This window comes from Barnesiella sp. ET7, from assembly GCF_024733785.1.
In the GTDB taxonomy this organism is placed as follows: domain Bacteria; phylum Bacteroidota; class Bacteroidia; order Bacteroidales; family Barnesiellaceae; genus Barnesiella; species Barnesiella merdigallinarum.
The window spans coordinates 128,454-154,794 of the sequence record NZ_JANRHM010000006.1; the positions used below are offsets into that span (position 1 = coordinate 128,454).

Genomic DNA, 26,341 nt, shown 5'->3' on the forward strand with positions numbered 1-26,341 from the left:
ACTGTACAATCTCCTTCTCTCCGTGATGGTTTAGAAGGACAGACCGTCGTCCCAGCCCGGATTCTGCGTGAGATTATGGTTTTTCACACGTTCTTCGGTGGGGATAGGCCACAGGTAGTCGCGGTCTTCGTCCCAGGTACGTTTCACATCTTTATGAGGCCACATGTAGCCTTCGGTATCGTTGGTAAGGAAGAAATCAACTCCTAACTGATATTTGGTCAATCCCAAACCCGATACAGGTTCGTCTTTCCAAAGAGCTGTTTCATTGCGCCCATCACCGTTGAGATCATATTTACCCACACCAGGGAAATAAACGCCATGGAACTCGTGAGTAAACTGTTTACCCTCTTTCCAACGGAACATATCCCACTGGCGGAAGCCTTCGAGACAAAGCTCGACGGTGCGCTCGCGGCGAATCTCCAGGATTACACCGGTCATGTTGCTCTTCGTCACGTTGGGATAGCCTGTCACGTCGGCCATCAGGTAGGAGTCGGGGTTGTTGTTGGCCTCGGCCAGGTCGATGCCCGGCATGCCCACGCGGTCACGCAAGAGGTTGACCGAAATATCGAGGTCGTTCTGCGTGAGGGTGCCCAGCTCGGCTTTGGCCTCGGCATAGTTGAGGTAAACCTCGGCCAAGCGGAAGAGCGGGTAATACATGGGCGACTTGTTCGACTGGTCGTATTTGGGTTCCATCACGAACTTGATATACTGGTAGCCGGTCAAGGTGTATTTCGACAAGGTATTGATCATCTCTTTCTCAGTACCCATCTGCACATAACCCGGTGTCAAGATGGTTTGCGCCAGACGCGGGTCGCGGCCGGTCACCTCGTCGACAAACTGTTTCTTCTCATGCCCGGGAATATCGGTGTAGCGCTTGCCGTCGGCCATGAGGTAGTGGTCGACAAAACGCTTGGTGAACGATACCCGCTGGTTGCCGGTCATCGAGTTGCACTGCGTGTTGTGCAGGATAGAGAGCTCGGTGCTGTACCGGCGGCCCAGGATAATCTCCTCGGCGGGAGCCTCGAGTTTGGCAAAGAGGTCGCGGTAAGGAGTGCTACCCTCTTTATAGAGCGAGTAACCACCTTTCTGAATCAGTTCGAGCGAAGCATCGGCCGAGAGTTGCAACATCTCTTCCCAATCGCCCAGGTTGTGATATTTGCGGAAGGTACCTTCGAACAGCGCGGCCCGCGATTTCAGGGCCAGAGCCGTCCACTTGTTCACCTCGTAGGGGGTATGGGCTTCGGGCAGTTTGTTGATAGCCGAGTCGAGGTCGGCCATGACATGAGCCATCACCACCTTGCGCGAATCGCGGGCCTTGTAGAGCAACTCGTTGTCTTTCGACCCGATTACCTCGTCGTACCAAGGCACATCGCCATAGCGCTGTACTTTCTCGTAATAGAAGAAAGCACGCATGAAATAGGAGAAACCGTCGTAGTGGTTGCGGGCATTTACGTCGTCACAGTTTCCGCAATGTTGGAAATAGAAATTGATTTTGCGCAGGTCGCCCCAATTCCAGCCGCCCTCGGTGGCCGGAAGCCGGTTGCCCAAAAGGACATCGGAAAGGATATTCTTTACCACATCGTCGGCGCAAATATCGTTGAGGTCATCGGCATCGGGGAGCATGGCATAGTAGGCGTTGGTCCACAGGCGCAACTCCGTTTCGTTCGAGAAATAAGACTCGGGCGTGACCGTATCCTCGGGAATCAAATCCAAATCGGTACAGCCGAACAAAGCGGCTCCGATCAACACGCTGGATATATATAAAAACTTTTTCATCGTCGTTCTGTTTTAATCGTTAAAATGTAATATCCACACCCACCGAGAAGTTACGCGAGTAGCTGTATGCCATACCGGTACCGTCGTTCTGTCCGGCAGCCTCGGGGTCGATATAGAGGGTATGCTTCTTCATCGGCGACCAATACCACAAGTTTTCACCCGTGAAATAGATACGGAATTTGGAGAAGACCTTTTTCAGTACCGGCAAGGTATAACCAATGGTAAGGTTTTTCAACCGCAGGTAAGAGGCATTTTGCAGATAGCGGTCGTTGGCCACGCCCAGCTGACTGGAAGCAAAAGTCTGATAACCACGGTAGCGGGGGAAGTATCCGTTGGGGTTATCCTCCGACCAGCACTGATCCATGAAATTGGCCGGGATAAAGCTCGTGAATGCGCGTGCATAGGGACCCCAGAAACCGGTCGAGAGATAATCGGGGTACCAGTCTCTCTTGCCTACACCTTGGAAGAAGGCGGTGAAATCGATACCGTTCCAGTCGGCACCCAAACGGAAGCTATATGAATAGCGGGGAGTGGTGTTACCGATAATCTCCCGGTCGCCCGGGCTGTCGGCAGTCTCGTCACCCGAGTTGATGATGTTATTGCCGTCGAGGTCAATAAACTTCAAGTCGCCGGCACGGTAGTAAGGATCGACTTTATCGGTGAGGATACGAGTATTCACAGCATCCTGGTTTACCCGCGAGGTGTAGTCGGCGGCCTCTTCATCGGTAGCGAACAAGCCGGCTACACGATAACCCCAAATTTCACCCCACTCCATGCCTTCGTAATAGTCGGTCAAGTTCTTTTCGGGGTTATTATACTTGGTAATAACTGTTTTGTTATCGCCCAATGTAGCCGAAATACTATAATTGAAACGCTTGCCCATCAATGCAAACGAGTCGTTCCAGCCCACTGCAAGTTCCCAACCTTTCGTGCGCAAGTTGGCACAGTTCTCATCGGGTTCTACCGCACCAAACACGCCGGGCAGTACAATCGATTTACCCAGCATACCTTCGGTATCACGAATGAAGTAATCGCCTGTGAAATTCAAGCGATTGTCGAGGAACGACATGTCGAGACCCACGTTCCAGGTAGCGATGGTCTCCCAAGTCAAGTAACTGGTTTTGGGATTGGATACACTGGCATATTGCAACTTCGAGGTTCCATCGAGCGTATAGCTCATGGTATTGCCCGTGAGAATCTCTTCAATATAAGAGTAGTCGTCTACCTCCTGGTTGCCCAGTTTACCGTATGAGAGACGTATCTTGGTATTGTCAACCACGTCTCGAATAGGCTCCCAGAAACTCTCCTCGCTGATGCGCCAACCGGCCGATGCCGAGGGAGTGAATACCCAGCGGTGGTCGCTGCGGAAACGCGAAGAACCATCGTAACGGGCACTGGCTTCGAAGAGATAACGGCCTTTGTAATCGTAGTTCACACGACCGAAGAAACCGCTGTTACGCCACTCGGAGATGGTTTGAGCACGAGTAATATCACCCGTAGCGTTGGCAAAGGTCGACATGTTCTCGTTCAACAGAGCCAGCTGCTGCAACTGCAAATAGGTGTTGCGAGAGCCACGATACTGATAACCGGCCAATGCGGTAAAGTTATGCGCCTTGTTCCAGGTGTGGGTATAGGTAGCATAGGCATTCAAGTTGTGCTCGTTGGTCTCGTAGTGATTTTCACGATAGTAATCCTTGAAGTTACCGGTAATGATGGTCTTCTCCTCGCCCTGTTTGTTGGAGTAGTGCAGGTTGTAGTTACGCACCGAGTTGAGACGTTTGCGGTATTTGTAGCTGTAATCGACCGTCAAGACGAGGTCTTTGAAAATATCGATGTCGAAGCGGTTGCCTATGATAATATACTTTTGGTTGTTCTGATGGTGCGAACGGTCGTCGACCAGATAGGGCCCGGCACCGTTGATGGTAGTGTTGGCATGAGTTTCGGCATAGACCGGCAGCCCCTCGGGAGTCTTGGCCGGCCACGAAGCCATCAAGGTTTTGTCGACCTCCATCAGGGTCGAGTTGATGGTAGCAAGACCACTATATTTATAGGACGAGGAGAAGAAGTTGACATTGGTCGAGTAACGCAACCAAGGTTTAACCTTCACATCGAGTTTGGCTCGAGTCGAATAGGTGTCGTAGGTATCGGGGGTTACGTTCAAGATACCCTCCTCGCGGTTGTACCGGCCGCTCACGAAATATTTCACCCGGTCATTTCCACCTCGTATCGAGAGGTTATACTCTTGTTGCGGACGGGTTTTGCGGAAGAGGTAGTGATACCAGTCGAAGTTGGCATAGTAGCGGTACGAACCGTCGTCCTGCAGGACAATCCAGGGACGCTCGGGATTCTCGGTCTTGTCGTTACGACGCTCATAAAGCATCTGCATCTCCTCGGCCGTATAGTTGGTGAAGTTGGTAGCATATTGCGAGTAGTAGGCCTTGTCGACCAGACTTACCTGATCGTAACCCGACGTCATGTAGTCGGTCGAAGTCGTATTCTGCGACCAGCCGAAACGACCGTTGAAGCTCACCGTAGCCTTACCGGCCTCGTCGGAACCCGTTTTGGTCGTAATCAAAACCACACCCTTCGAAGCGGTGGCTCCGTAGATGGCAGCGGCCGAAGCATCTTTCAGGATAGAGACCGACTCAATATCGTTGGGATTGACCATATTCAACTCGGTAACCACACCGTCGACCATAATCAGCGGGGTATTGGACGAAGAGATAGACGATATACCACGAATATTCATCGAATAGCCGCCGCTCGACCGACCCGACTCCATCGTCAGGTTCAACGAAGGATCGGCACCTTGCAGGGCCATGGCCACGTTGCTTACCGGGCGGGCGTTAATCTCCTTGGCGCTGATGGTTCCCACGGCTCCCGTCAGGTTCACCTTCTTCTGGGTACCGTAGCCCACCACAACCACCTCGTCGAGCAGTTGGTCGGCATCTTTCATCTTGACAAGGACAAAGTTCTTGCCGTTGACCGAAACCGTCTGTTTTTCATAGCCGATAGAAGTGACCTCGAGGGTCGCATCGGAGGGTACGTTTTTCATAGTAAAAGCTCCGTCCACATCGGTCGAACGCCCGATAGAGGTTCCGGCAACCTTGACTACGGCCCCGATAATGGGTTGGTCATACTTGTCGACCACCTTACCGGACAGCGAATTACCACCTCCAGACTGAGCAAACATCTGTAGACCAGACATCAAGATGATAGCCACCAGCAGGCAAGCCCATCTTCTGTGCAGTGTGTTTGTTAGTAAATTCATAATTCTTTTGATTTATGGTTTTTATTAGGTTTTTGAAGTTTCCTTATATCGTCCCGAAAAGCGGCCGGAACCAACTCTCCGGCTATCGGGGTTATCGACGGTTCACCGCCCTATCCTCTTTGCAAAACAGCATCAGCACCACCGTAACGGCACAGGCCCCCAGCAGCAGGAAGAAACCTCCATCCCAGCCGAAGTGCTCGAAGACATAGCCCATGCCGATGTTGGCAAAGACGGCCGAACCCAACAGATAGCCGAAGAGACCGGTGAACCCGGCAGCCGTACCGGCGGCTTTCTTCGGAACCAGGTCGAGGGCCGAGACACCAATCAGCATCACCGGGCCGTAAATGAGAAATCCGATAGCGGCCATGGCCACGTTGGTCACCGTAGCCGAGGCACTGTTCCAATAGACGTAGACGGCGACCATCACCAACAGCATATAGATAATGGTTACCGGCGAACGGCGACCCTTGAAGACCTTGTCGGAGAGCCAGCCGCAGAGAATCGTACCGAAAATGCCGGCAATCTCGAAAGCGAAATAGGACCAACTGCTGTTGGCCAAATCCATGTGTTTCACCTGCTCGAGATACATCGGCGCCCAGTCGAGTACACCGTAACGCACAAAATAGATGAAGGCATTGGCAAAGGCAATGACCCACAGCAACTTGTTGTTGAATACGTGTTTGAACAGAATCTCACGAGTCGAGAGCTCCTTCTCCTGGTCGGCCGAATAGGCTTGCATGCACTCATCGGGTTTATAAAGCTCGATGGGAGGCAGACCGCACGATTGTGGAGTGTCGCGTACCAGCAGATAGGCTATGGCCGCTACCCCCACGGCTACGATGGCCGGGAAGTAGAATGCGCCGGTCCAATTACCAAAAAGGGTGATACCGAAGACAGCCAACGGGGCCATCACCGCACCTCCTATATTATGAGCTACATTCCAAATCGACATCTTCACGCCACGTTCGCGGGCCGAGAACCAATGCACCATCACCCGTCCGCACGGAGGCCAACCCATACCTTGCACCCAACCGTTTACAAACAAGATGCAGAACATAAAAAGTATGGAGAGCGAACCGACGCTCCAAGGAATAAGACCCATGACGGTCATTATCACCGCCGAAGCGACCAGACCCAGCGGAATGAACACCCGCGCATTGCTGTGATCGGAGACGGTTCCCATCACAAACTTGCTGATGCCGTAGGCTATCGAAACTGCCGACAGAGCCCAACCCAAATCGGCCTTGTCGAAACCCATCTCCTCGAGAGCCGGCATGGCTATCGAGAAGTTCTTGCGTACCAGATAGTAGCCGGCATACCCGATGAATATACCGAGGAACACCTGCCATCTCAACTTCTTGTACTCCTTGTCGACCCGGGCTTTGGGCAGGGGGTCGATGACGGGAGCCGGTCTGAACAACTTCAACATATTATCCTCTATCTTTTTTATTCTCTATCCTTCTTTCTTCCAGGCAATCATGCCAAAATATAGTTTTTCGCCAAACGGGTAAAGGCTTCGACCTGGTCGGCCTCCCACCGTCGGTCCTTACCCATCTCGCGAGCCATGATCGAGGCCACCCGGGGTGCCATGTCGATAGCGGCGCGGGCATCCATAAAGAGGGCTCTCACCCGGCGGGCCAATACATCCTCGACAGTCTGCGCCATCTCTTCACGCACGGCCCACACCACATGAGCCACCCGGAAGGTGTAACCGATATGGAGCAGGTCGCCCAGCGAAGCATCATTCTCAATCATGGCGGCTATCTTGTCGGCATCGCTTCCATAGACGTAGTCCCACGTCGAGCGGTCTACCTGCTCGCGATAGCCGTGCAGCCTCATCTTGCACGTCACGCACGGGCGACGTTCGAGCCCTATCAGTTCGGCCACCTTATCGACCGCATCCTCGGCCATCTGCCGGTAGGTAGTCCACTTGCCGCCGGTAATGGTGAGCATGCCCGAGTCGGAAACATATATCTTGTGGTTGCGCGAAATCTCTTTCGTCTTTTTGCAATCGCTGTTCGAGGGAGCTGCCAACGGACGCAATCCGGCAAAGACCGACAGCACGTCGCTGCGTTTGGGCTTGCGGGTGAGGTATTGTCCGGCCTGGTCGAGAATGAAATCAATCTCCTCGTCGAGCGGTTTGGGTTCGAGCGAATTTTCATTGAGCGGCGTATCGGTCGTACCCAGCACCGCCTTGCCGTGCCAAGGCACCCCGAAGAGCACCCGGCCGTCGCGGGTCTTGGGAATCATCAGGGCCGACTCTCCACCCAGAAAGGCGGCATCGACCACGATATGCACCCCTTGACTGGGGCGTACCTTCTTGCGACTCTCGGGCTTGTCCATCTGCATGATGTCGTCGACATACACGCCGGTGGCATTGACCACCCCTTTCACATTCACTTCGTAGGTACCGCCCTCGAGCGTATCCTCCAGAACGGCCCCCCGAATCTTGCCCGAAGGGTCCTTGAGCAGCGAAGTCACCTTCATATAGTTGATGCACACGGCTCCGTGATCGGCAGCACTCTGCATGAGCGTAATGGCCATGCGCGAATCGTCGAACTGTCCGTCGTGATATACCACACCGCCGCGCAGGTGGTCGTGCAGCAGACCCGGCAGTTCCTTCAACGTCTGTTTCTTCGACAGCGGCAGCGAACGTCCCAAACCCAGCCGGCCGGCCAGGAAGTCGTAGCAGCACAACCCAATCGTGTAGAACGGCTGCTCCCACCAACGATAATTGCCTATAATGAAACGCATGTCTTTTACCAGATGCGGAGCATTACGCCACAGGCGACCACGCTCGTGCAAAGCCTCGATTACCATCGATATATCGCCCTGCCGCAAATAACGCACCCCCCCGTGCACCAGCTTCGTACTTCTGCTCGAAGTAGCTTTGGCAAAGTCGTGTTGTTCAACCAATAAGACACGATAGCCTCGACTCGACGCATCGACTGCCACGCCCAGCCCGGTGGCTCCGCCTCCTATCACCAACAAATCCCATGGTCTCTTTTCCTCGGCCATCTCTTTTATCAAGCCCTTACGTTTCATTTTCTTATCTTTCAATTTTTGATTTCTTATCAACCTTCGCGATTCTACTTTCTTTTCGTGATACAAAGAAAATAAAAAAGGATAGATAAAACAAGAAAATATGTGTATATTTTTCGTTTCGTTTTCGTTTCAAAGATATTTCATTTCGTTTTCAAAAATATTTATCTATATTATTTGGGCTTTATTCAAATAAATTTTATATTTGTCGTATAAATACATTATATAATATATATGCTCAGTATTGCAGAACGACACAAATACATTCTCGACAAGCTCAATTCCCAAGGATTTGTAAAGGTTCTGGATATCGCCCGCGAACTGGACGTAACCCCCGTTACCATACGAAAAGACCTGAAGCTGCTGGAAGAAAAGAAACTTTTGTTCCGTACGCACGGGAGTGCCAGCCCGGTGAATCCCCATACGGCCGACATCAATATCCACATCAAAGAGCGTATCAACAGCGAAGCCAAGCGGCGTATCGCCCACAAAGCCATCAAACTGATCGAGCCCAACGATTCGATTATCGTGGCCTCGGGCAGCACCGTCTACGCCTTTGCCGAAGAGATTACCGACGACTTGAACCTGACGGTGGTCACGGCTTCGCTCAACGTATCGACCCTGCTCAACCGGTTTGAGCATATCCATGTGATTCAGTTGGGCGGGACACTGCGCAAAAGCTCCTTCTCGGTGATTGGCGACCTGGCCACTCACGCCTTCGACAACCTCACCTGCTCCAAGCTCTTCATGGGTGTCGACGGCATCGACCTCGACTATGGTCTCACCACCTCGAACATCGACGAGGCCCGACTCAACCAACGCATGATTGCCGCCTCGCTGCGCACCATCGTACTGGCCGACTCGTCCAAGTTCGGCAAACGGGGTTTCGGAAAAATCTGCACCCTCGACCAGGTCGATGTCATCGTTACCGATTCGGGCATCTCGCCCTCGATTGCCAAGAGTATCGAAGAGGCCGGTATCGAATTGATTATTGCCTGATTTCGAATTTAATCCTATTTATAAACAGGCATAAAGAAACGAAAGGCGTGGAAGTCGATTCCACGCCTTTCGTTTCTTATCGTTTTTCAGCCGGTTAAGGGTGTAATAGACCCATCGGTCTATTTCACCACCACTTTCCCCTTAACCGGATTTTTCTGTCCAATCCGTATCACATAAACACCCGACTCGATTTCAAACTCGTCGGTTGCACCGGCGGCCCTACGTACCACCTGCTCACGGCCCAACGTGTCGTAGACGCGTATCGTCTCGCCGCCCTGCAGATTCACCACGCGCAACCGCCGCTTTTCGGGCGAATAGAAGCGAGGCGAAAGCATTTCGTCGTCCAGCGCGCCAAACGACAGCGTGAAGCGGCCGTTTTCGTTGGCCTTATCATCGACCGTAAAGCTATACGAGCCCTCTTTCAGGTCGACCTTGGAGCTGGTGAAGTGATCGCTCAGGATTACCCGCTCGTAGCGGTCGTAGTCCGAGTCGTCGGTCAAAGCTATCTCGTAGACGCCGGCCTCGCCGGTATAAACTCCCAGCGGAGTCTCGCCCTCGACATCGGCCGTCTGGGTGTGGGCAAACCGCACCCCGTCGGCATTGTAGACGTAAATCTGGGGTACCCGCGGGTCGAAGCTCATCATCTTCAACGCATCGTTGCTCATGTCGAAGTCCATAGGCTCATCGTCTATCACATCGGCTACAAGCGATACACAGTCGCTGCCGGCCGCCGGGTTGTTGCCCGATATGCTCAGCCGGAGGCCGTGCGGTGCCGGCGAGGTAGTCAGCGGAATGGCGGGTTTGTCCAAGGTCAGTTCTTCCGACTCGAGCAGAGTTGCCGTCTGGGTGAAGAGAGCCGAGAAGGGAGCTATCGTGTTGCCCTCCCACGAGTTCAAGGCGACGAAGCTGCGGGCTGCCGAATCATACGAGTAGAGAATGTGGTCGATGCTCATCTGCTCGCTGGTGTAGGAGCAGAGATACGGAATACCGAAGAGGTTCCAGCCCATGTTCTCCTTATAGGTAAACTGAGGACGCCCGTTCACCACATTCTTCAGATTGTATTGCCGCAAGAGCAGACTCTTCGCTCCACTGGCCGTCTCTTCATAAACAGGCAGAGCCGATGAAGACTTAGTGAAGCGCACGGTCACCGCATCGGTTGCCACAGGGGTAGCCATGAGGTAACCCACGTTGGCGCCTATCTGACTATTTTCGAAGGTCCAGTATTTGCTGTTTTGAGGAGCTACGGCACTATACAAATCCTCGGCCCGTTTGGCTCCGTCGTATTGGTAGAGATACAACTGTTGCCCACCATTGTCGTTCACCGCGTCGGATGCCTGTATGGCCTCGACGGGATTGCCGTCGATAGTAACGCCGTTTTGCAACGACCCTCCACCGACTGCCAACGAGAAGGGCAGGCTCACCATATCCCACGAGGCGGTCGAGGCATCGATGAGCGGATTCAGGTCGCGCTCGATAGCCAGATTGTAGAGCGATACGGCATGATTGCCGGCCCGCAATCCGGCCGAATGACGCAACAGCAGGAAGGAAGGCGAGAAGGTGCGAGTAAAGGCCGAAGTCATGCGCAGCTCGCCATACTTACCCACATAGGCCACACTACCGGCCCGCGGATAATCGGTATCGTTCAGGTTGACAACCAGGTTGTCGGCCGTATTCCAGGTTTCGAAGCAACCATAGTCGGGACGTCTCTGCCCGTCGGCACTCAAGGCCTTGTGACCGAGCATGCGCTTATTGCCCAGTGCATCGCAATCGGTCGAGAGGTTCGTTTAAAACAACCTATCGGGGAAAAACAGTTGATTCGAACAATCACCACCCGTTCCTATCCAATACCCTCTCTCCCTCCAGGGGAATAGAGGTATTGGATATTTTTAGCGGGTTAACAGGCTGCTCCACAACCTTTATCAATGGATCTAAATCGAATCTGACCCCAGTAGAACCTCTTCATGATACACATTTTGACGCATTGACGCCAAAATTTGACGCATTGCCCGCTCGCTTGAGAGCACCTCGACTACTTTTGTAAATAATGTGACAAATTCAACAGAGATGAAAAAGGTATTTTTCTACCCGCTATGCCTGCTTCTCACGCTCTGCGCCTGTGAAGAGGAAAAGCAACAGGAACCCGAAATGCCCGGAACCCCTCCCGATGAGATTATCCTCACCGTATCGCCCGAACAACTGACTTTCGACGAGAACGATGCGTCGAAAAACGTCGTCTCTGTCAGCACCAACACCTCGTGGCGGGCAACCGTGGCGAATGCCGCCCTGAAGATAGATCGAAGCGAGGGAACAAGCGGCGAGTGGACGATACGCATCACCGACGCTCCGGTCGGCGAGAGTTGCAAGCTCACCGTATCGACCGTACCCCGGAGCGACAACGAGAAAGCAATCGTGCGCGAGGTGACCGTCACACGCGAAGCGGCGGTCGTTATCCCCGAACGCACCGTTATCTATAACAACGATTTCGACCGGGAGGTGGCGCAAAAGAATACCTACTGGCCCTACCTCGACCAGTTCGACGGCTGGAAAAATGCCTCGGGCACCGGCCAGGGCAGCGAGACCTACGACCAGATGAGCGTATCGGTGCGGAGCGACTGGACCTCGGACTACGCCCCGTCGGCCGACTACAAGCCTTACGCTTCAGGAAAAAACAACCTCTACTTCAACAAGAGCGGCAGTTTCGTCGCCATCAACGGCATACGGGTGGGCGAAGAACGCGACTTCGTGTTGCAATTCGGCAGTTCCGAGAACAAACTGTTCGACTACACCGACCTGCGGGTCGAGGTGGGTAACGGCTCGTCGTGGGTAGCTCTCGACTATACCCGACCGCTGACCAACAACTGGGAGCTCACCACCTGCGAGTTTTCGGTCGAGGGACTCACCGATGGCACCCTCGGTATCCGGTTCAGCACCACCGACGGGGCCAACATGATGCGCATCGACGATGTGCGGCTGACCGACGGCGACCCGTCGGGCCAGGTCATCACCTTTGACAATACCGTCTATCCCCCGGCCGAACTGCCGGTCTACGGCACCGGCGACGAGGTGGTGACACACTACGGCCTCATCGGCGGCCAACGGGTGCGCAACTACACCCTGCTCTTCGACCGCGACAAGCATGCCGCCCTGTGGGTGGCCTATCCCCTGCACGCCTGCTACCGGGGCGGCAGCGGACGCACCGATGCCTGGGCGGCCGACCCCTTGATCGAGGAGAGTTTCCAGGCGCTGCTTTACGGCAACCCCTACTGCTATTACGACGGCTATTCGCGCGGCCACCAGATACCCTCGGGCGACCGCACCGTGAACGACGAGCTGAACAGCCAGACCTTCTACGCCTCGAACATGACGCCGCAAAACAGCGACTTCAACAGCGGCGTGTGGGAATCGCTCGAGAGTAAAATCCGCAACAACATCTGCAACGATACCCTCTATGTGGTGACGGGCTGCTACTTCGGCAACGGATACACCACGACCTACGACGGCAGCTATGGCAGCAGCCGCGACCCCAACGCCAAACTGTGCCCCGTGCCCACCCACTACTTCAAGGTGATTCTGCGCACCCGCTCGGGCAATACGGGGAAAGCCGTCGGCCAGTGCGATGCCGGCGAGCTGAAAGCCATTGGCTTCTGGCTCGAGCATCGTAGCGACTATCCCACCGCCTTCAGTACCGACTGTTGCAAATCGGTAGAGTATATCGAGCAACAGACGGGATTCACCTTCTTCCCCACGGTCGACGCCGCGGTGAAACAACAATGCACACCCTCAGAGTGGGCTCTCTAACCTATCCCCACTGAGACAGACAATACTAAAAAAGGGGAAACGCCGACCACCAGACGACTGATGTGCGGTCGATTATAAAAGACTGTAACCCGACGACTCGATCGAGGGTTCAGTCTTTTTTATTTCGGTACAGACAGAGTTTCCCGGGCCGTAAAAAGAGGCCCGCGTAATGTCAAAGGCAGGCAACAGAACGGGGCTTACCCCTCCTGCCGAAAATACAATCCGGTGAGAAAACGGCCGGAGCGCACACCCAGTGCCCGTGCCGAGAAAAATTCGTCGCTGTGCTCCCGGGTACAGATACCGGCCACCTCGATGTGCGAAAGTTCCACCCCGCAAGCCTCCAGCTCCTCGACGGCTGCCGCCCACAGGTCGATGTGCGACCGGCGCGACGGATAGCGCCGCACCACAGCCCGCTCGTCGAATCCGGCCGAGAGGAAAGCCTCGACCACCTCGTCGCCCACCTCGAAACTGTCGGGACCTATCGACGGCCCCACCGCTGCATACAAGCGGGCGGGCCGGGTATCGTAACGGGCTTGCATCGACTCGACCGTAGCGCGGATGATGTGGGCCGCCATGCCCCGCCACCCCGCATGCACGGCGGCACAAGCCCGGTGGTCGGGGTCGTAGAGCAGCACCGGCACACAATCGGCCGTAGAGACGGCCACAGCTATTCCGGTGCGGTCGGTCATCACCGCATCGACACCCTCGAGCATCTGTCGCCTATCGCCGTCAGGGCTGTCCTGCCAGTCGCGGGAAACCGCAGCCACCTCCACCCCATGCACCTGATGGGGAGCAGCCAGGCAGTCGAACCCCAAGGCATCGTGCAACCGCCGCCGGTTGGCAGCCACCCGCTCGGGAGCATCGTCGGTATATTCGCCCAGATTATCGGTCGAGAAAGAATCGTCCGTCACAACGCCCCCTCGGGTAGTGACAAAGGTGACGACACCCGGCAGCGCATCGAAAAGCGGGAAAGAGTACCAGCGGAAAGTATCGGTCGTGTGCAGAATCATCACCACTCCTCTTCGTCGAAGTTATCGCCGTCGACCAGGTCGTCGGCCTCATCGTCGAGCCCGGCGCTCGTATCGAAATTGTCCTCCTCGGCTACCCGGTGACGGGCATCGAGGTTGCGGTGCGTCAAGGTCATCACCCGGTTGGACTCGTCGTTGAGCTGATTCCACAAGAGATCTTTCAATTCGGTAATGCCCAGCCCCGTCACCGACGAAATAAATACGGTAGGGATGTCGGGCAAATCCTCTTTCAGGGCCTCGAGCAACTCGTCGTCGAGCATGTCGCACTTGGTCACGGCCAGCACCCGCTGCTTGTCCTGCAAATCGGGGTTAAAGGCGGTGAGCTCGCGCAGCAGGATTTCGTACTCGCCCCGAATACTGTCGGCATCGGCCGGCACCATAAAGAGCAACACGGCATTGCGCTCGACGTGGCGGAGGAAACGCAACCCCAGACCCTTGCCCTCGCTGGCCCCCTCGATGATACCGGGAATATCGGCCATCACAAACGAGCGGTTGTCGCGATACGAGACAATGCCCAGATTGGGCTCGAGGGTGGTAAAGGGATAGTCGGCAATCTTGGGACGGGCTGCCGATATGGTAGAGAGCAGGGTCGATTTGCCCGCATTGGGGAATCCCACCAGACCCACATCGGCCAGCAGTTTCAGCTCCAGAATCACGGTGCGCTCGATAGCCGGCTCACCGGGCTGGGCATAACGCGGAGTCTGGTTGGTGGCCGACTTGAAATGCCAGTTGCCCAAGCCTCCCCGGCCCCCTTTGAGAAGCACCAGCTCCTCGCCGTCCTGGGTTACCTCGCACAGGAACTCGCCCGTGTCGGCATCGAATACCGCCGTACCGCAGGGCACCTCGATGGTCTTGTCCTCACCATCCTTGCCGAAACTGCGGTTGGCCCCGCCGGGCGAACCATTGCCGGCAAAGACGTGACGCGAATATTTCAGGTGCAGCAGAGTCCACAAATTGCGGTTGGCCCGCAAATAAATATTACCGCCCCGGCCGCCGTCGCCGCCGTCGGGACCGCCTTTGGGCACATACTTGGCCCGGTACAAGTGCATGGCTCCGGCACCCCCTTTGCCCGAGCGACACAGTATCTTCACATAATCTACAAAATTCGACTCTGCCATATTCTTCTCTTATTTTTATTATCCGCTGCAAAGATAGTGAAAGGCGAGAGCAGTGGCAAATGAAAACTTTGTTTTCAAATTTGACCATGCCGAGCCGCCTCCTGTCTTCTACAAAGATAGTGAAAGGCGAGAGCAGTGGCAAATGAAAACTTTGTTTTCAAATTTGACCATGTCGAGCCACCTCCTGTCTTCGTGTAACAAACGATAGTGAAAAGTGGTCGGAGAGGCAAACCGAAACAAAATTTCGAGTCTGATTATCCCGAACCGCATCCCATCTTCTATCCATAAAGATAGAAACAAAAAGTCAAACCCCATCGGGTTTCAGACACTTTATCTTTTTTAAATAGGAATACCGATTTGTACAGCGATAGTCCCTTATCGAGATTTCAAGTAAAATCTACCGATAAGAAAAATAAATAAAAATTCACAATAACTCTTTTTAATAAAGATTTTATGTATATATTTCCATATATTATGGAAACATATACCTTTGCAGTCGTATTAACTAAAACAGGTATAACTATGAAGAGATTTCTTACTTTTTTTGCTCTCATTACAGCTCTTTGCCCGTTCCAGTCCAAAGCCGCAGATGCTACAACATTTGAGGTAAATCGAATCCAATACACCGTTACCGGCGAGAATACGGTAGGCGTGTCGGGATTTAACGAGACGTATGGATCGGACGAAACCCCGATGACCGAAGTTATCATTCCCGAATCGGTCGCTTACGAAGGGAAAAACTACACCGTGACTTCGCTCGAAGAGTATGCCTTCCAGTGGTTGTCGGACATTCGCAAAATCGAAATGCCCAACACTGTAACGGCCCTGAAAAGCAACGCCATCTACTACAACTACGATCTGGAAGAGGTAGTACTGTCGCAAAACCTCACCACACTGGGAGCCTATGCCCTGGCTTCGAACAGCAAACTGAGCTCGCTGGCTATTCCGGCCGGAGTGACCGAGATTCCGCAAAGTTGTTTCTTCAATGACCAGGGACTGACCACTATCACCTTTGCCGGTGACTTCACCTCGATAGGCAGTGGAGCCTTCTACAAGACGGCCATTACCGAGATTGAGATTCCCGGCAGCTGCAAGACGATTGGCAACAATGCCTTCCAGCTCTGCCCCAACCTGGCCCGGGTAACTCTGGGCGAAGGAGTAGAAGTGCTGAGCGAAGGTGCCTTCAGAGAGTGCAGCAAACTGACCGAAATAAACCTCCCTGCCAGCCTCAAGTCGATAGGAGAATATGCTTTCCTCGATGACTCGTCGCTCGCTTCGGTAACCATCCCGGCCGGCGTAACCGAGATTGGCGACGCGGCCTTCTTCTACACGGGAGTAACAGCCTTCGAAGTAGAGGCCGGCAACACCGTATGCCAAGCCATAAACGGGGTATTGTACTCGTCCGACGGTAAAGTGCTCATGGCCTATCCGACAAAAGCCGAAGCTACCGAATACACCATTGCCGACGGCTGTCTGGGTGTGGGCGAAGGTGCATTTGCGCACTCAAACGTACAGAAAATAGTTGTGCCCGATGGTATGCGTGCCTTCGACGACAACGCCTTCTCCGAGTCGGCCCTGTCCGAAATCAACTTCCCCGCATCGCTCGTACTGATGGGTAACCAGGCTTTTGCCTTGACGCAACTGACCACACTAGTTCTTCCCGAAAACATGACTGCCGTGTATGAAGGGACCTTTGCCCAGTGTACCGCTCTGAAATCGATAACGATTCCCGCAAGCATCCGCGACATCGAGGCCTACGCCTTCAACGGCTGCACCGCTCTCACCGAAGTATTCTGCCTGGGTGCCACCCCTCCCGTACTGAACTATTACGAGGGTTACGACCACCCCTTTGGCAACCTTGAAGCCTCACAGGTAACCGTGTATGTTCCCAAAGGCTGCAAAGCCGACTATGAGGACAGCGAGTGGGGCTACCAGTTCGACCACATCGTCGAGTCGGCTACCGGAGTCTTGGCTTACGAGAGTGTGCTCCCTGCCAACGATTCGGAGCTCGAGACCCTCGGCACACTCGAAATTACCTTTGCCGACAACATCTCGCTCGTGCAACAATACCCCGAGGTAACCGTCGTAAAAGGCCAAGAGCTCTATGGCGAACTAGTCGTGAACGAGGGTGGCTGGATGGCCTATGCCAGCGGAAAAACGGTAAATGTATTCCCGGCCGATGAGTATCAAGAGGGCGTTCAACCCATTGTCCTGGAAAGCGGCGAAGAGTATTATGTGACTATCCCGGCCGGTATTGTCGAAAATGCCGACGGCGACCAAAATCAGAAAATCGTGCTCCACTACACCGGCAAGGTTCAGTCGGGTATCGAACAACTCGAAGGCAATGCCTGCTTCGTAGCCCAAAATGCCGGCATGCTGCAGGTGGTATTGGGCGAGCTGAGCAACTGTACGGTCGAGCTCTTCAACGCTACGGGCAACCTTGTCGATCGCATCGACGGGGCTCAAGGTTCGGTTTCGTTCCAACCTGCTGCCCAAGGTCTCTACCTCATTCGGGTAACTTCTGGTGGAACTGTCAAAACATTCAAAGTGGTCAAATAATTTTCCAAACACGCCACTTGCAAAAGAGGGTGCCTTGTCAAGTCATCGACTTGAGGGCACCCTCTTCTTCTCTATCGACTCTTCCCTACACGGGCAATTGAGGCAACACCAGACACAAAAAAAAGGAGCACCCCGTCCGGGGGCACTCCTTTCTGCCGGCTTGCATGCGGTTTACAAGCTGGCAATCTCTTTCTTGATGCTCTCGAAAATATCGTCGATGCTGCCCATGCCGGGGATAGCACGATATTTCTTCTCTTTCTGATAGAAGTCCTTGAGCGGTCTGGTCTGGTTGTGGTAGACATCGAGACGTTTCTGGATAGTCTCCAGGTTGTCGTCGCTGCGGCCCGATACCTGTCCGCGTTTCAGCAGACGGTCGATCAGCTCCTGCTCCTCGACCTCGAGACCCAGCACCACATCTACCTGAGCCTGACGCTCGGCCAACATGCGGTTCAAAGCCTCGGCCTGTGCAATGGTACGGGGAAAACCGTCGAAGATGACGCCCTTCTTGGCCTCTTCGTGCGAGTCGAGTACATGAGCCAGAATATCGACCATCAACTCGTCGGGAATAAGCTGACCTTTCGAAATATACGAATCGGCTGTCTTGCCCAGTTCGGTACCTTTGGCAATCTGCTCGCGCAATACATCACCCGTAGAAATATGGAACAGACCATACTCCTTGATAAGATTCTCGCTCTGAGTTCCTTTACCCGAACCCGGAGCGCCAAAAATAACTACATTCAACATTTTACCTTAATATTATCCTATTCAACCTTGTGTTTGTTCAATCTTCGACAACGACATAAATATCTTTCAGATTACGCCCCTGCTCGTCATAGTCGAGGCCATAACCCACGATAAAGGCGGGGGGAATCTCGAGCGCCACATAGTCGGGCTTTACATCGCACTTGAGCGACTCGGGCTTGAACAGCAGCGTGGCCACCTTCACCTCTTTGGGATTGTGGGCATAAAGCTGCTTGAGCAGCTGCTGGATGGTGAAACCCGTATCGACAATATCCTCGACCACCACTACCGTGCGGTCGGTAATATCTTGTTGCAAACCATAGATTTGTTTTACTTCGCCCGTCGAGTGCATGCCCTCGTACGATTTCATGCGGATAAACGAAATCTCGGAATCGACCTTGATTTCGCGAAACAGATCGGCGGCAAAAACAAATGCACCGTTCAATACGCATAAAAAGAGGGGGTTCTTTCCGGCCAGGTCTTCGTTCATCTGCGAAGCGACACGAGCCACAGCCTCGGCAATCTTTTCTTTCGAAATATAGGGCGTGAAAAAACGGTCCTTAATCTGAATCTTTGTGTCCATTGGTGTTATTCTGAATGTTGCACAAAGTTATAATAAATCGCAAAAACTCCGATAACGACACACTATATTTTTGCAGAATTACCGTTTGCATCGCCTCTTGACCTGCCAAAATATTTCTTAGCCCGTTTTTTTCGCATGTTTTCGAAGTAGACAGAATATGCTTCAATATAAAAAATCAAGCAAACTAGCTCTTCCTCTTTCGACTTTCGCTCTCTTTATAGATGATAAGATGCAGTTCGGCATAAATCAAAAACGAAAACTTCGTTTTCTTTTTGTCTCTGCTCTCACCTTTCACTATCTTTGTAAGACTCCTCCCGGCCCTGTAGCCGAGGGTAAAACCTGTACGACATGAAACTGTTTACGACCCAATCGACCAAGTTGCTCGACCAACTTACTTTAGAATACGAGCCTATCGACTCGATCGACCTGATGGAGCGGGCAGCCGAAGCTCTCACCGAAGAGATCAGTAAAACCGTATCGCCCGACCGCCGCCTCTATATCTTTGCCGGCCCCGGCAACAACGGGGGCGATGCACTGGCTACGGCTCGCCTGCTGCTGGGATTGGGCTATCAACCGGCCGTCTATCTGTTCAATACCATACCCAGCCATCGCCTGTCGACCGACTGCGCGCGCAACTGCGACCGATTGAGGGCTACCGGCATCACCCAGTTCTACGAAATCACCAACCAGTTTACTCCGCCCGAAATACAACGAGGCGATGTCATCATCGACGGCCTGTTCGGGGCCGGACTGCACGACCCGCTTTCGGGCGGATTTGCCTCGCTGGCCCGATATATCAACGAGTCCGAGGCCTTTGTCATCTCCATCGACATCCCCTCGGGCCTCTTCGGCGAATGGAATCCCGACGCCTCGCCCGACCGTGTGGTCAAAGCCGACCTCACCCTTACCCTCCAGACTCCTAAACTGGCTTTCTTCTTTGCCGAGAATACCCAGTTTACCGGTCGGGTCAAGGTGCTCGACATCGGTCTGCACCCCCGGGCTATCGCCGAGACGGCCACCGACTACTACCTCACTACGGCCATCGATGTAGTCCGCCACCTGCATACTCGGGCCAAATACACCGACAAGCACGACTACGGCCACCTGCTGCTTGCCGCCGGACAATACGGCATGGTGGGAGCTTCGGTTCTCGCCGCCCGGGCTGCCCTGCACAGCGGGGCCGGTCTGGTATCGGTCCACGCGCCTCGCTGCGCCAACCTCATTCTGCAAACAGCTGTACCCGAAGCGCTCTTCTCGCCCGACAAAGGCGAAGAGCATATCGAAGAGATTCCCTCGAACCGGCGTTACACGGCGCTGGCCGCAGGCCCGGGCATGGGGTGCAACGCCACCTCGATAGCGGCTCTCAAGCATCTGCTTCAGGAGGTGAAGCAACCCCTCGTGCTCGATGCCGACGCGCTGAACTGCATTGCTCAGGACCCGAGCATTCTGCAATCGCTGCCCTCCCACACCATACTCACCCCGCATGTCATTGAACTGGAGCGCATGTTCGGCCCGCAAACCAGCGATGCCGACCGGCTGAAATGTGCCACTCATGTAGCTGTCAAATACGATATTATCGTGGTGCTGAAAGGGGCCCATACGGCCATAGCCATGCCCGACGGCTCAATCTACTTCAACTCCACGGGCAACCCCGGCATGGCTACCGCCGGCAGCGGCGACGTGCTTACCGGCATCATCGGCTCTCTGCTGGCCCAAGGCTATTCCCCCGAAGAGGCGGCTATCATCGGAGTATTCGTTCATGGTACGGCCGGCGACATTGCCGCCCGACAGGAGGGCGAAGAGTTCGTCACAGCCGGCGACATCGTGGCCCGTCTGGGACAAGCCTTCAAACAGATAAAAACGGAGCGAATGCAATAAATTTCAAAACATTCGCTATCTTTGTAAAAGATAGAATAACCCGGCGAGGGGAAAAAGCCTATGTACGGCTCCCGACTCCGAGTTCTCCCGAATGTAAACCAACAGCAAAACAATACAAAGCTCTATGAAATACGCCCTCTTATCCCTCTGCCTGCTCTTCACGACCAGCATAGGATTGGCTCAGGAGACGAAAAGACTCACCGCCGACAAACATAACGAGTACGGACTCATATTCTCTTTGCCGCAAACTCACCTCGACCTCGAGGTCGTAGCCACAAAGACCATCCGCAAGGCAGGCCCCTACTATCAGTATGCCGAGAAATATCTGGGCATACCGGGTGCCATCACCCAGGACTCCGAATCGTGGAGCCTCACTTCGGTCAAGGTCAACCCCTACGGAGTGCCCGACCCCGAGGAGCAATACCTCATGCAGTTCAAGTCGGGTAGCGACGGCTACATCGTACTCGACGAAAACGGCCTGTTGCTCTCGATCAACACCGAACCCGTGGTCGACACGATTGTCCCCATCGAACCTAAAGCCAAAAAGAAGTCGCCCCTCGATAACCACGACTATGCCAAGGTATACTCCGAAGAGCTGCTCATGTCGGCCTCGACCGCCAAGATGGCCGAGGTGGCTGCCAAGCAGCTCTACCGCATACGCGAAAGCCGCCTGAACCTGGTTACCGGCGAGGTGGACGAGCTGCCGGCCGACGGCGAATCGTTCAAACTCGTCATCCAACAGCTCGACGAGCAGGAGGCTGCCCTCACCGCCCTCTTCATGGGTACGACCCAAACCGAAACGGTGGTCAAGCACATCGACTATATCCCCGTAGCTGAGGCAACCAACGAGGTGGTGTTCCGCATCTCCGACCTCTATGGCATAGTCGACTCCAATAACCTGAGCGGCGCCCCCATATACCTCAACCTGCAAATTACCGAGGAGGGACAACTCCCCGTCGACAACAAGGGCGAGGTGAAAAAGATGCCCAAGAATGCCGTGCCCTACGCCATTCCCGGCAAGGCCGAGGTGACTCTCACCGACGGCAAAAAAGCCCTGTTCAAAGGCGAAGTGCCGGTGGCCCAGTTCGGCGTTATCTTCGGGCTCGACCCGTCGCTCTTCACCGACAAGAAGAACCCCACCTGCGCCACCTTCTATCCCCAGACCGGGGCTATCCGTCAATTAGGGAAATAACCGAGAGAATATGTTGCTGCCCTACATGAACAGCGGAGTGGTCGAAGCCGGCTGCGACGAGGCGGGTCGCGGCTGTCTGGCCGGGGCGGTCTATGCCGCAGCCGTGGTGCTGCCACCCGACTTCCGCAACGAACTGCTCAACGACTCGAAAAAACTGACCGAGAAACAGCGCTATGCCCTGCGCCCCCTCATCGAAGAGGCGGCCCTGGCTTGGGCTGTGGGGATTGTCACCCCGCAGGAGATTGACCGCATCAACATTCTCAACGCCTCGTTCCTGGCCATGCACCGGGCCATCGAGCAGCTGCGGGTCACCCCCCAGCATCTGCTCATCGACGGCAACCGCTTCAAACCCTATCCCGGCATTGCCCACACCTGCGTGGTGAAGGGCGACGGCAAATACGAGGCCATTGCCGCCGCCTCGATTCTGGCCAAGACCTACCGCGACGACTACATGAACGAACTGCACGAAAAATACCCCATGTACGACTGGAAATCGAACAAGGGGTATCCCACCAAAGCTCATCGAGCAGCCATTGCTCAATACGGGCCTTCGCCTTACCACAGGCTATCGTTTCAGTTGCTCGAGCGGCAACTCTCCATTTTCTGATTACGGAACTCGTTTATGCTGCGGGCGAAAGCAACCACCGGTCGAGCACACGGTAGAAGGGGCTCACCATATGTACAATAGGGCCCACAAGCAAGGCCGAAACCACCGTACCCAGCCCTACGCCGGTAACCGTCGACGAGAAGAGATACGACATGATGCAAGCTATCAGCACCAGCGTCACGTCGAATCCCAGTTTCACGAAACCAAAGGGATGCTTCAACCGCTGGGCTATCACCTTCACAAAAAACTCGCCGGCCGTCATGGCCACATTCACCTTCATCTCGAGGGCAATACCCATGGCCAACACACAACAGCCAATAAGCAGATAAACAATCTGTTGCACAAAATTGACGGGGGCTACCCAAAACAACATGTTCATACCCCAGTCGATAAAGATACCGAAACTGAGCGAAATGGGTATCTGCAGCAGGTAGGGACGCAAATCTTCCTTGAACGACTCGTGCGTCATGAACGGCAACTCAAACAGCATGAACAGGATATTGACAATAATCGTCCATTGCCCCATCGTGAGCGGCGTAAACAGACTCAATACATAATTGACACCGGTAATAGGCGAAGTCCCCAACAAGGCTTTTGTAATAAAGTCGATACCCAAGGCGTTGATAAACAGCGAAACAACAAACAAAAAGCAACGCCTCAACGAATAAACATTCATCATAATGTGTAATACCTTAAAAAAACGGTGCAAAGTTCGCCCTATTTCCGCAATGTGTGCTCATAAAAGAATAAACAACTTTGGTTAAAAACGAAACAGTTCTTACCTTTGGTAAAAAATTCGGCTCATGGACATTTTGCTACTCGACCTGCTTCGCAAGATACCGCAAATCGGAGCTTTCGCCCACAGGCAAGGGCTCTCACCCCACGACCGGGCAACCATCGGCAAAGGCTTCTTTTTCGTTTTCGTCGAAAGTGGAACAGCTTTGCTCACCGACATGCACCAGGACTACGCGATTAAGGGCGAAGATCTGGTTGTACTCTCGCCCAGCCTGACAGCCACCCTGCACCATGCAAGCCCCGACTTCACCTTTACCTGCATCTGCCTCGTACCCGAATACTTCGACAGCCTGCCCGGCAGCCAGCCGCTCTACAGCCAACTGGCCGAGTTCATCCAGGCCGACCACCTCCCCATCGTGTCGTTGAAACCCGAGAAAAGCCGCTATCTGCGACAGACATTCGCCCTCTTCTCGAGCGACCTGCGGGGCTTCAAAATCTACCCAAACGGCATCATCGACCACCTGTGCTGCCTGCTGCTGTTGCAAACGGCCGATACCTTCTGCCAGAGCAACCGCCACATGCCGGTCTACGTAAAACGCTCGGGCGAGATATTCCGCAAGTTCCGCAAACTGTTGACAGCCCATTACAGGCAGCACCACGACATCGGCTTCTATGCCGACGAGCTGCACATCTCGACCACCTACCTCTCGCGAATAGTCAAGCAGACGACCGGCAACACCGTGCGATTCCTCATCTCGGAACTCATCTGCGCCGATGCCCGCCGCATGCTGGTATGTACCGACCTCGACATCAAGGAGATTGCCTCGCAATTGGGCTTCTCGGACCAGTCGGTATTCGGCAAATTCTTCGTCAAGAAGACGGGGCTCTCGCCTCTGAAATTCCGGTTGCGAAAAGAGCTATGAAACAACAAGGCCCCCGGGAGCACTTTCCCGAGAGCCTTGCCTTATAAGGTGTTAGACGTAAACAGGCGCACTATTCGGCCACCCGCTCCAACCACCGGAGCATACCCAGCATTACGCCCATCGAAATGAGACATACCACCAGGAATACCGTCCAGCATTGCCAGATGGGCCAGGCGTTGTACATGAGCGGACCTACCCACAACAGCAGGTTACCTGCGGCAGTGGCTCCCAGCCAGAGGCCCTGGCAGAGACCCAACAGGTGCTTGGGGGCCACCTTCGAAACGAACGACAGCCCCAACGGAGAAATAAACAACTCGGCCACCGTCAGGAAGAAGTAGGTCACAATCAGTACCCACCAGTGGGCCTTGCGAGCCATTTGCTCGGCCACGGGGAGGAGCTTGAAGTCGTCGGCCGAAGGATAACCTTTCATGGCCGAGAAGATGGCCAGGAAGAGGAAGGCCAACCCGGCAATGAACATACCGATGGCAATCTTGCGGGGCGTGGAGATGGCTTTACCCCGGCGAGTCAACCAGGCAAACAGCGCCATGACAATAGGGGTGAGCGTAATTACAAAGAAGGGGTTGATGGCTTGCCAGATTTCGGGAGCCACGGCACTCGAGTCTACGAAGTCGCGAGCAAAGAACGAGAGCGACATACCGTTCTGGTGGAACGAGAACCAGAAGAAGATAACCACACCCAACACGGCAAACAGAGCGGCCATACGTTGGCGAATCTCCTTGGCCATGGCCCGCTTCTCTTCGGCGGTATAGGATTGTGACTCGACTTTGGTCTTCTTGCCCGGAGTGGGGAACCGACGTTGGTAAGCCACAAAGATAACCAACGAGATGAGCATGGCTACCACCGAAGCGATGAACGAGTAGTGGATACCCTCGTTGAAAATCTGGAGGTAGTTCTGGCTGGCGCTGGCCAGGTCGGTCACGTTGCCGCCGGCAGCCGCCATCAAGGCATTGAGGTTATCGAGAGCGGCCTGACTCATCTGGGCACCGTTGTTGATAAACTGGTGGCACAGGGCCGGCAACTGGGCATTGTAGGCCATACCGTTCGCACCCAGCCACCACTCGCGCAGCAACGGAGCCACAAACGGGGCAATGAGTCCGCCCACGTTGATAAATACATAGAATATCTGGAATCCGCTGTCGCGTTTGCTCTTGGCCTCCTTCAAGGCTTCGGGGCCCTGCTTGGCAGCTTCGGCCTCGAAATCGTCGTAGAGCTGGCCCACGATGGCCTGCAGGTTACCCTTGAACAGACCGTTACCGAAGGCAATGAGGAAGAGCGAGAAACAGGTGAGCGGGAGCAACCATGCCACGTTTCCGCTGGTAGCCAGGATAGGAATCGACAGCAACACATAGCCTGCAGCCATGATAATCAAACCGGTCTTGATGGTACCTTTGTAGTTTTGCGTACGGTCGGCAATGATACCGCCTACCAACGCCAACAGATAGATACCGGCATAGAAGAATGAATATATGGTACCCGAAGTCTCTTCGCTCAAACCGAATTTGGAGCATAGAAACAGTACCAGCACGGCATTCATAATGTAATAGCCGAAGCGTTCGCCCATGTTGGAGAGTGCCGCAGCTATCAAACCCTTAGGATGTCCTTTAAACATAATGTTAGATTTTAAGTATTAAATGATTTAGTTGTTTTTCACTTTGAAGGCCAAGGCATACATGCGCATCTGCTTGACCATGGCCACCAAACCGTTGGAACGGGTGGGCGACAGGTGCTCGGTGAGCCCTATCCGGTCGATAAAGTAGAGGTCGGCGTTGAGAATCTCGTCGGGGGTACGGCCCGAAAGCACCCGCACCAGCAGCGATACGATGCCCTTCACGATGATGGCATCGCTCTCGGCCTCGAACCAGATGCGGCCGTCGCGGTAGTCGGCTTGCAGCCACACCCGGCTTTGGCATCCTTCAATCAGATTCTCGTTGGTTTTGTATTTCTCCTCGATCGGGGGCAGACTGTTGCCCAGGTCGATGAGTAAGGCGTATTTATCCATCCAGTCGTCGAAGACCGAAAACTCGTCTATAATCTCGTCTTGTATTTCGTCGATACTTTTCATATGGGTAG

19 protein-coding genes are annotated in these 26,341 nt (G+C 54.1%); 7 read left to right on the forward strand and 12 right to left on the reverse strand.

All coding sequences use genetic code 11. The features are described 5' to 3' along the window. Positions 1–30: 30 nt before the first annotated feature. The 4 genes from NW211_RS05375 to NW211_RS05390 form a co-directional block, all read right to left on the reverse strand. Complete coding sequence (locus NW211_RS05375; RefSeq protein ID WP_258327183.1) at positions 31–1,776, reverse strand: RagB/SusD family nutrient uptake outer membrane protein; 1,746 nt, start codon at positions 1,774–1,776, stop codon at positions 31–33. Positions 1,777–1,795: 19 nt separating this feature from the next. Next, entirely contained in the window at positions 1,796–5,047 is a 3,252-nt protein-coding gene (locus NW211_RS05380; protein WP_258327184.1) for a TonB-dependent receptor, read from the reverse strand. Between the two features lie 91 nt (positions 5,048–5,138). Further along, entirely contained in the window at positions 5,139–6,476 is a 1,338-nt protein-coding gene (gene glpT, locus NW211_RS05385; protein WP_258327185.1) for a glycerol-3-phosphate transporter, read from the reverse strand. A gap of 47 nt (positions 6,477–6,523) precedes the next feature. Further along, on the reverse strand, positions 6,524–8,092 hold the full coding sequence (locus tag NW211_RS05390; protein ID WP_258327186.1) for a glycerol-3-phosphate dehydrogenase/oxidase: 1,569 nt from the start codon (positions 8,090–8,092) through the stop codon (positions 6,524–6,526). 231 nt (positions 8,093–8,323) lie between these two features. Here NW211_RS05390 and NW211_RS05395 point away from each other — a divergent pair, with 231 nt between their 5' ends. After that, entirely contained in the window at positions 8,324–9,088 is a 765-nt protein-coding gene (locus tag NW211_RS05395; protein ID WP_087408784.1) for a DeoR/GlpR family DNA-binding transcription regulator, read from the forward strand. Positions 9,089–9,207: 119 nt separating this feature from the next. Here NW211_RS05395 and NW211_RS05400 read toward each other — a convergent pair whose 3' ends face one another. Next, complete coding sequence (locus NW211_RS05400) at positions 9,208–10,830, reverse strand: T9SS type A sorting domain-containing protein (protein ID WP_258327187.1); 1,623 nt, start codon at positions 10,828–10,830, stop codon at positions 9,208–9,210. Positions 10,831–11,152: 322 nt separating this feature from the next. Between NW211_RS05400 and NW211_RS05405 the strand changes: the two genes are divergently transcribed. Then, a complete protein-coding gene (locus NW211_RS05405) occupies positions 11,153–12,886 on the forward strand; it encodes a DNA/RNA non-specific endonuclease (RefSeq protein ID WP_258327188.1) in 1,734 nt (577 codons plus the stop codon). A 197-nt stretch (positions 12,887–13,083) separates the two neighbouring features. Here NW211_RS05405 and pgeF read toward each other — a convergent pair whose 3' ends face one another. Together pgeF and obgE are read right to left on the reverse strand one after the other, a co-directional pair. Next, positions 13,084–13,896 carry a peptidoglycan editing factor PgeF gene (gene pgeF, locus NW211_RS05410; RefSeq protein ID WP_258327189.1) on the reverse strand — a complete coding sequence of 271 codons (813 nt, stop codon included), beginning with the start codon at positions 13,894–13,896 and terminating at the stop codon, positions 13,084–13,086. After that, a complete protein-coding gene (gene obgE / locus NW211_RS05415) occupies positions 13,896–15,032 on the reverse strand; it encodes a GTPase ObgE (RefSeq protein ID WP_087408788.1) in 1,137 nt (378 codons plus the stop codon). The genes pgeF and obgE overlap by 1 nt, the downstream gene beginning before the upstream one ends. A gap of 522 nt (positions 15,033–15,554) precedes the next feature. On the opposite strand from obgE, the gene NW211_RS05420 reads away from it, so the two are divergent. Beyond that, the gene (locus NW211_RS05420) at positions 15,555–17,591 is read left to right on the forward strand and encodes a leucine-rich repeat domain-containing protein (protein WP_258327190.1); all 2,037 of its coding nucleotides are present in this window, start codon (positions 15,555–15,557) and stop codon (positions 17,589–17,591) included. Positions 17,592–17,762: 171 nt separating this feature from the next. Here the strand turns inward: NW211_RS05420 and NW211_RS05425 are convergent, their stop codons facing one another. Continuing rightward, the gene (locus NW211_RS05425; RefSeq protein ID WP_087408791.1) at positions 17,763–18,335 is read right to left on the reverse strand and encodes an adenylate kinase; all 573 of its coding nucleotides are present in this window, start codon (positions 18,333–18,335) and stop codon (positions 17,763–17,765) included. A gap of 37 nt (positions 18,336–18,372) precedes the next feature. Beyond that, positions 18,373–18,915, reverse strand: a complete 543-nt coding sequence (gene hpt, locus NW211_RS05430) for a hypoxanthine phosphoribosyltransferase (protein WP_087408792.1) — start codon at positions 18,913–18,915, stop codon at positions 18,373–18,375. A gap of 348 nt (positions 18,916–19,263) precedes the next feature. Between hpt and NW211_RS05435 the strand changes: the two genes are divergently transcribed. The 3 genes from NW211_RS05435 to NW211_RS05445 all read left to right on the forward strand — a co-directional run bounded on the left by NW211_RS05435 (position 19,264) and on the right by NW211_RS05445 (position 22,592). Continuing rightward, positions 19,264–20,793 (forward strand): NAD(P)H-hydrate dehydratase, encoded by a 1,530-nt coding sequence (locus tag NW211_RS05435; protein ID WP_258327191.1) that lies wholly within the window; start codon positions 19,264–19,266, stop codon positions 20,791–20,793. A 124-nt stretch (positions 20,794–20,917) separates the two neighbouring features. Next, positions 20,918–21,985 (forward strand): DUF4831 family protein, encoded by a 1,068-nt coding sequence (locus NW211_RS05440; protein ID WP_087408794.1) that lies wholly within the window; start codon positions 20,918–20,920, stop codon positions 21,983–21,985. Positions 21,986–21,995: 10 nt separating this feature from the next. After that, on the forward strand, positions 21,996–22,592 hold the full coding sequence (locus NW211_RS05445; protein WP_087408795.1) for a ribonuclease HII: 597 nt from the start codon (positions 21,996–21,998) through the stop codon (positions 22,590–22,592). Positions 22,593–22,605: 13 nt separating this feature from the next. On the opposite strand, the gene NW211_RS05450 is transcribed toward NW211_RS05445, so the two are convergent. Continuing rightward, the gene (locus NW211_RS05450; protein WP_258327192.1) at positions 22,606–23,271 is read right to left on the reverse strand and encodes a YitT family protein; all 666 of its coding nucleotides are present in this window, start codon (positions 23,269–23,271) and stop codon (positions 22,606–22,608) included. 124 nt (positions 23,272–23,395) lie between these two features. Between NW211_RS05450 and NW211_RS05455 the strand changes: the two genes are divergently transcribed. Beyond that, the gene (locus NW211_RS05455; RefSeq protein ID WP_258327193.1) at positions 23,396–24,250 is read left to right on the forward strand and encodes a helix-turn-helix domain-containing protein; all 855 of its coding nucleotides are present in this window, start codon (positions 23,396–23,398) and stop codon (positions 24,248–24,250) included. A gap of 70 nt (positions 24,251–24,320) precedes the next feature. Here the strand turns inward: NW211_RS05455 and NW211_RS05460 are convergent, their stop codons facing one another. Both NW211_RS05460 and NW211_RS05465 read right to left on the reverse strand, forming a co-directional pair. Further along, complete coding sequence (locus NW211_RS05460) at positions 24,321–25,880, reverse strand: peptide MFS transporter (RefSeq protein WP_258327194.1); 1,560 nt, start codon at positions 25,878–25,880, stop codon at positions 24,321–24,323. Between the two features lie 27 nt (positions 25,881–25,907). Further along, positions 25,908–26,333, reverse strand: a complete 426-nt coding sequence (locus NW211_RS05465; protein ID WP_087408799.1) for a SufE family protein — start codon at positions 26,331–26,333, stop codon at positions 25,908–25,910. Between the last annotated feature and the right edge of the window lie 8 nt (positions 26,334–26,341).

Excerpts from the sequence above, each read along its gene's own strand:
- NW211_RS05440 (WP_087408794.1), top strand. The coding sequence starts at position 20,918 with ATGAAATACGCCCTCTTATCCCTCTGCCTGCTCTTCACGACCAGCATA.
- NW211_RS05450 (WP_258327192.1), bottom strand. The coding sequence starts at position 23,271 with ATGATGAATGTTTATTCGTTGAGGCGTTGCTTTTTGTTTGTTGTTTCG.
- obgE (WP_087408788.1), bottom strand. The coding sequence starts at position 15,032 with ATGGCAGAGTCGAATTTTGTAGATTATGTGAAGATACTGTGTCGCTCG.
- NW211_RS05405 (WP_258327188.1), top strand. The coding sequence starts at position 11,153 with ATGAAAAAGGTATTTTTCTACCCGCTATGCCTGCTTCTCACGCTCTGC.
- NW211_RS05390 (WP_258327186.1), bottom strand. The coding sequence starts at position 8,092 with ATGAAACGTAAGGGCTTGATAAAAGAGATGGCCGAGGAAAAGAGACCA.
- hpt (WP_087408792.1), bottom strand. The coding sequence starts at position 18,915 with ATGGACACAAAGATTCAGATTAAGGACCGTTTTTTCACGCCCTATATT.
- NW211_RS05435 (WP_258327191.1), top strand. The coding sequence starts at position 19,264 with ATGAAACTGTTTACGACCCAATCGACCAAGTTGCTCGACCAACTTACT.
- NW211_RS05395 (WP_087408784.1), top strand. The coding sequence starts at position 8,324 with ATGCTCAGTATTGCAGAACGACACAAATACATTCTCGACAAGCTCAAT.
- NW211_RS05380 (WP_258327184.1), bottom strand. The coding sequence starts at position 5,047 with ATGAATTTACTAACAAACACACTGCACAGAAGATGGGCTTGCCTGCTG.
- NW211_RS05375 (WP_258327183.1), bottom strand. The coding sequence starts at position 1,776 with ATGAAAAAGTTTTTATATATATCCAGCGTGTTGATCGGAGCCGCTTTG.
- NW211_RS05425 (WP_087408791.1), bottom strand. The coding sequence starts at position 18,335 with ATGTTGAATGTAGTTATTTTTGGCGCTCCGGGTTCGGGTAAAGGAACT.
- pgeF (WP_258327189.1), bottom strand. The coding sequence starts at position 13,896 with ATGATTCTGCACACGACCGATACTTTCCGCTGGTACTCTTTCCCGCTT.
- glpT (WP_258327185.1), bottom strand. The coding sequence starts at position 6,476 with ATGTTGAAGTTGTTCAGACCGGCTCCCGTCATCGACCCCCTGCCCAAA.
- NW211_RS05400 (WP_258327187.1), bottom strand. The coding sequence starts at position 10,830 with ATGCTCGGTCACAAGGCCTTGAGTGCCGACGGGCAGAGACGTCCCGAC.
- NW211_RS05465 (WP_087408799.1), bottom strand. The coding sequence starts at position 26,333 with ATGAAAAGTATCGACGAAATACAAGACGAGATTATAGACGAGTTTTCG.
- NW211_RS05460 (WP_258327194.1), bottom strand. The coding sequence starts at position 25,880 with ATGTTTAAAGGACATCCTAAGGGTTTGATAGCTGCGGCACTCTCCAAC.
- NW211_RS05455 (WP_258327193.1), top strand. The coding sequence starts at position 23,396 with ATGGACATTTTGCTACTCGACCTGCTTCGCAAGATACCGCAAATCGGA.
- NW211_RS05445 (WP_087408795.1), top strand. The coding sequence starts at position 21,996 with ATGTTGCTGCCCTACATGAACAGCGGAGTGGTCGAAGCCGGCTGCGAC.
- NW211_RS05420 (WP_258327190.1), top strand. The coding sequence starts at position 15,555 with ATGAAGAGATTTCTTACTTTTTTTGCTCTCATTACAGCTCTTTGCCCG.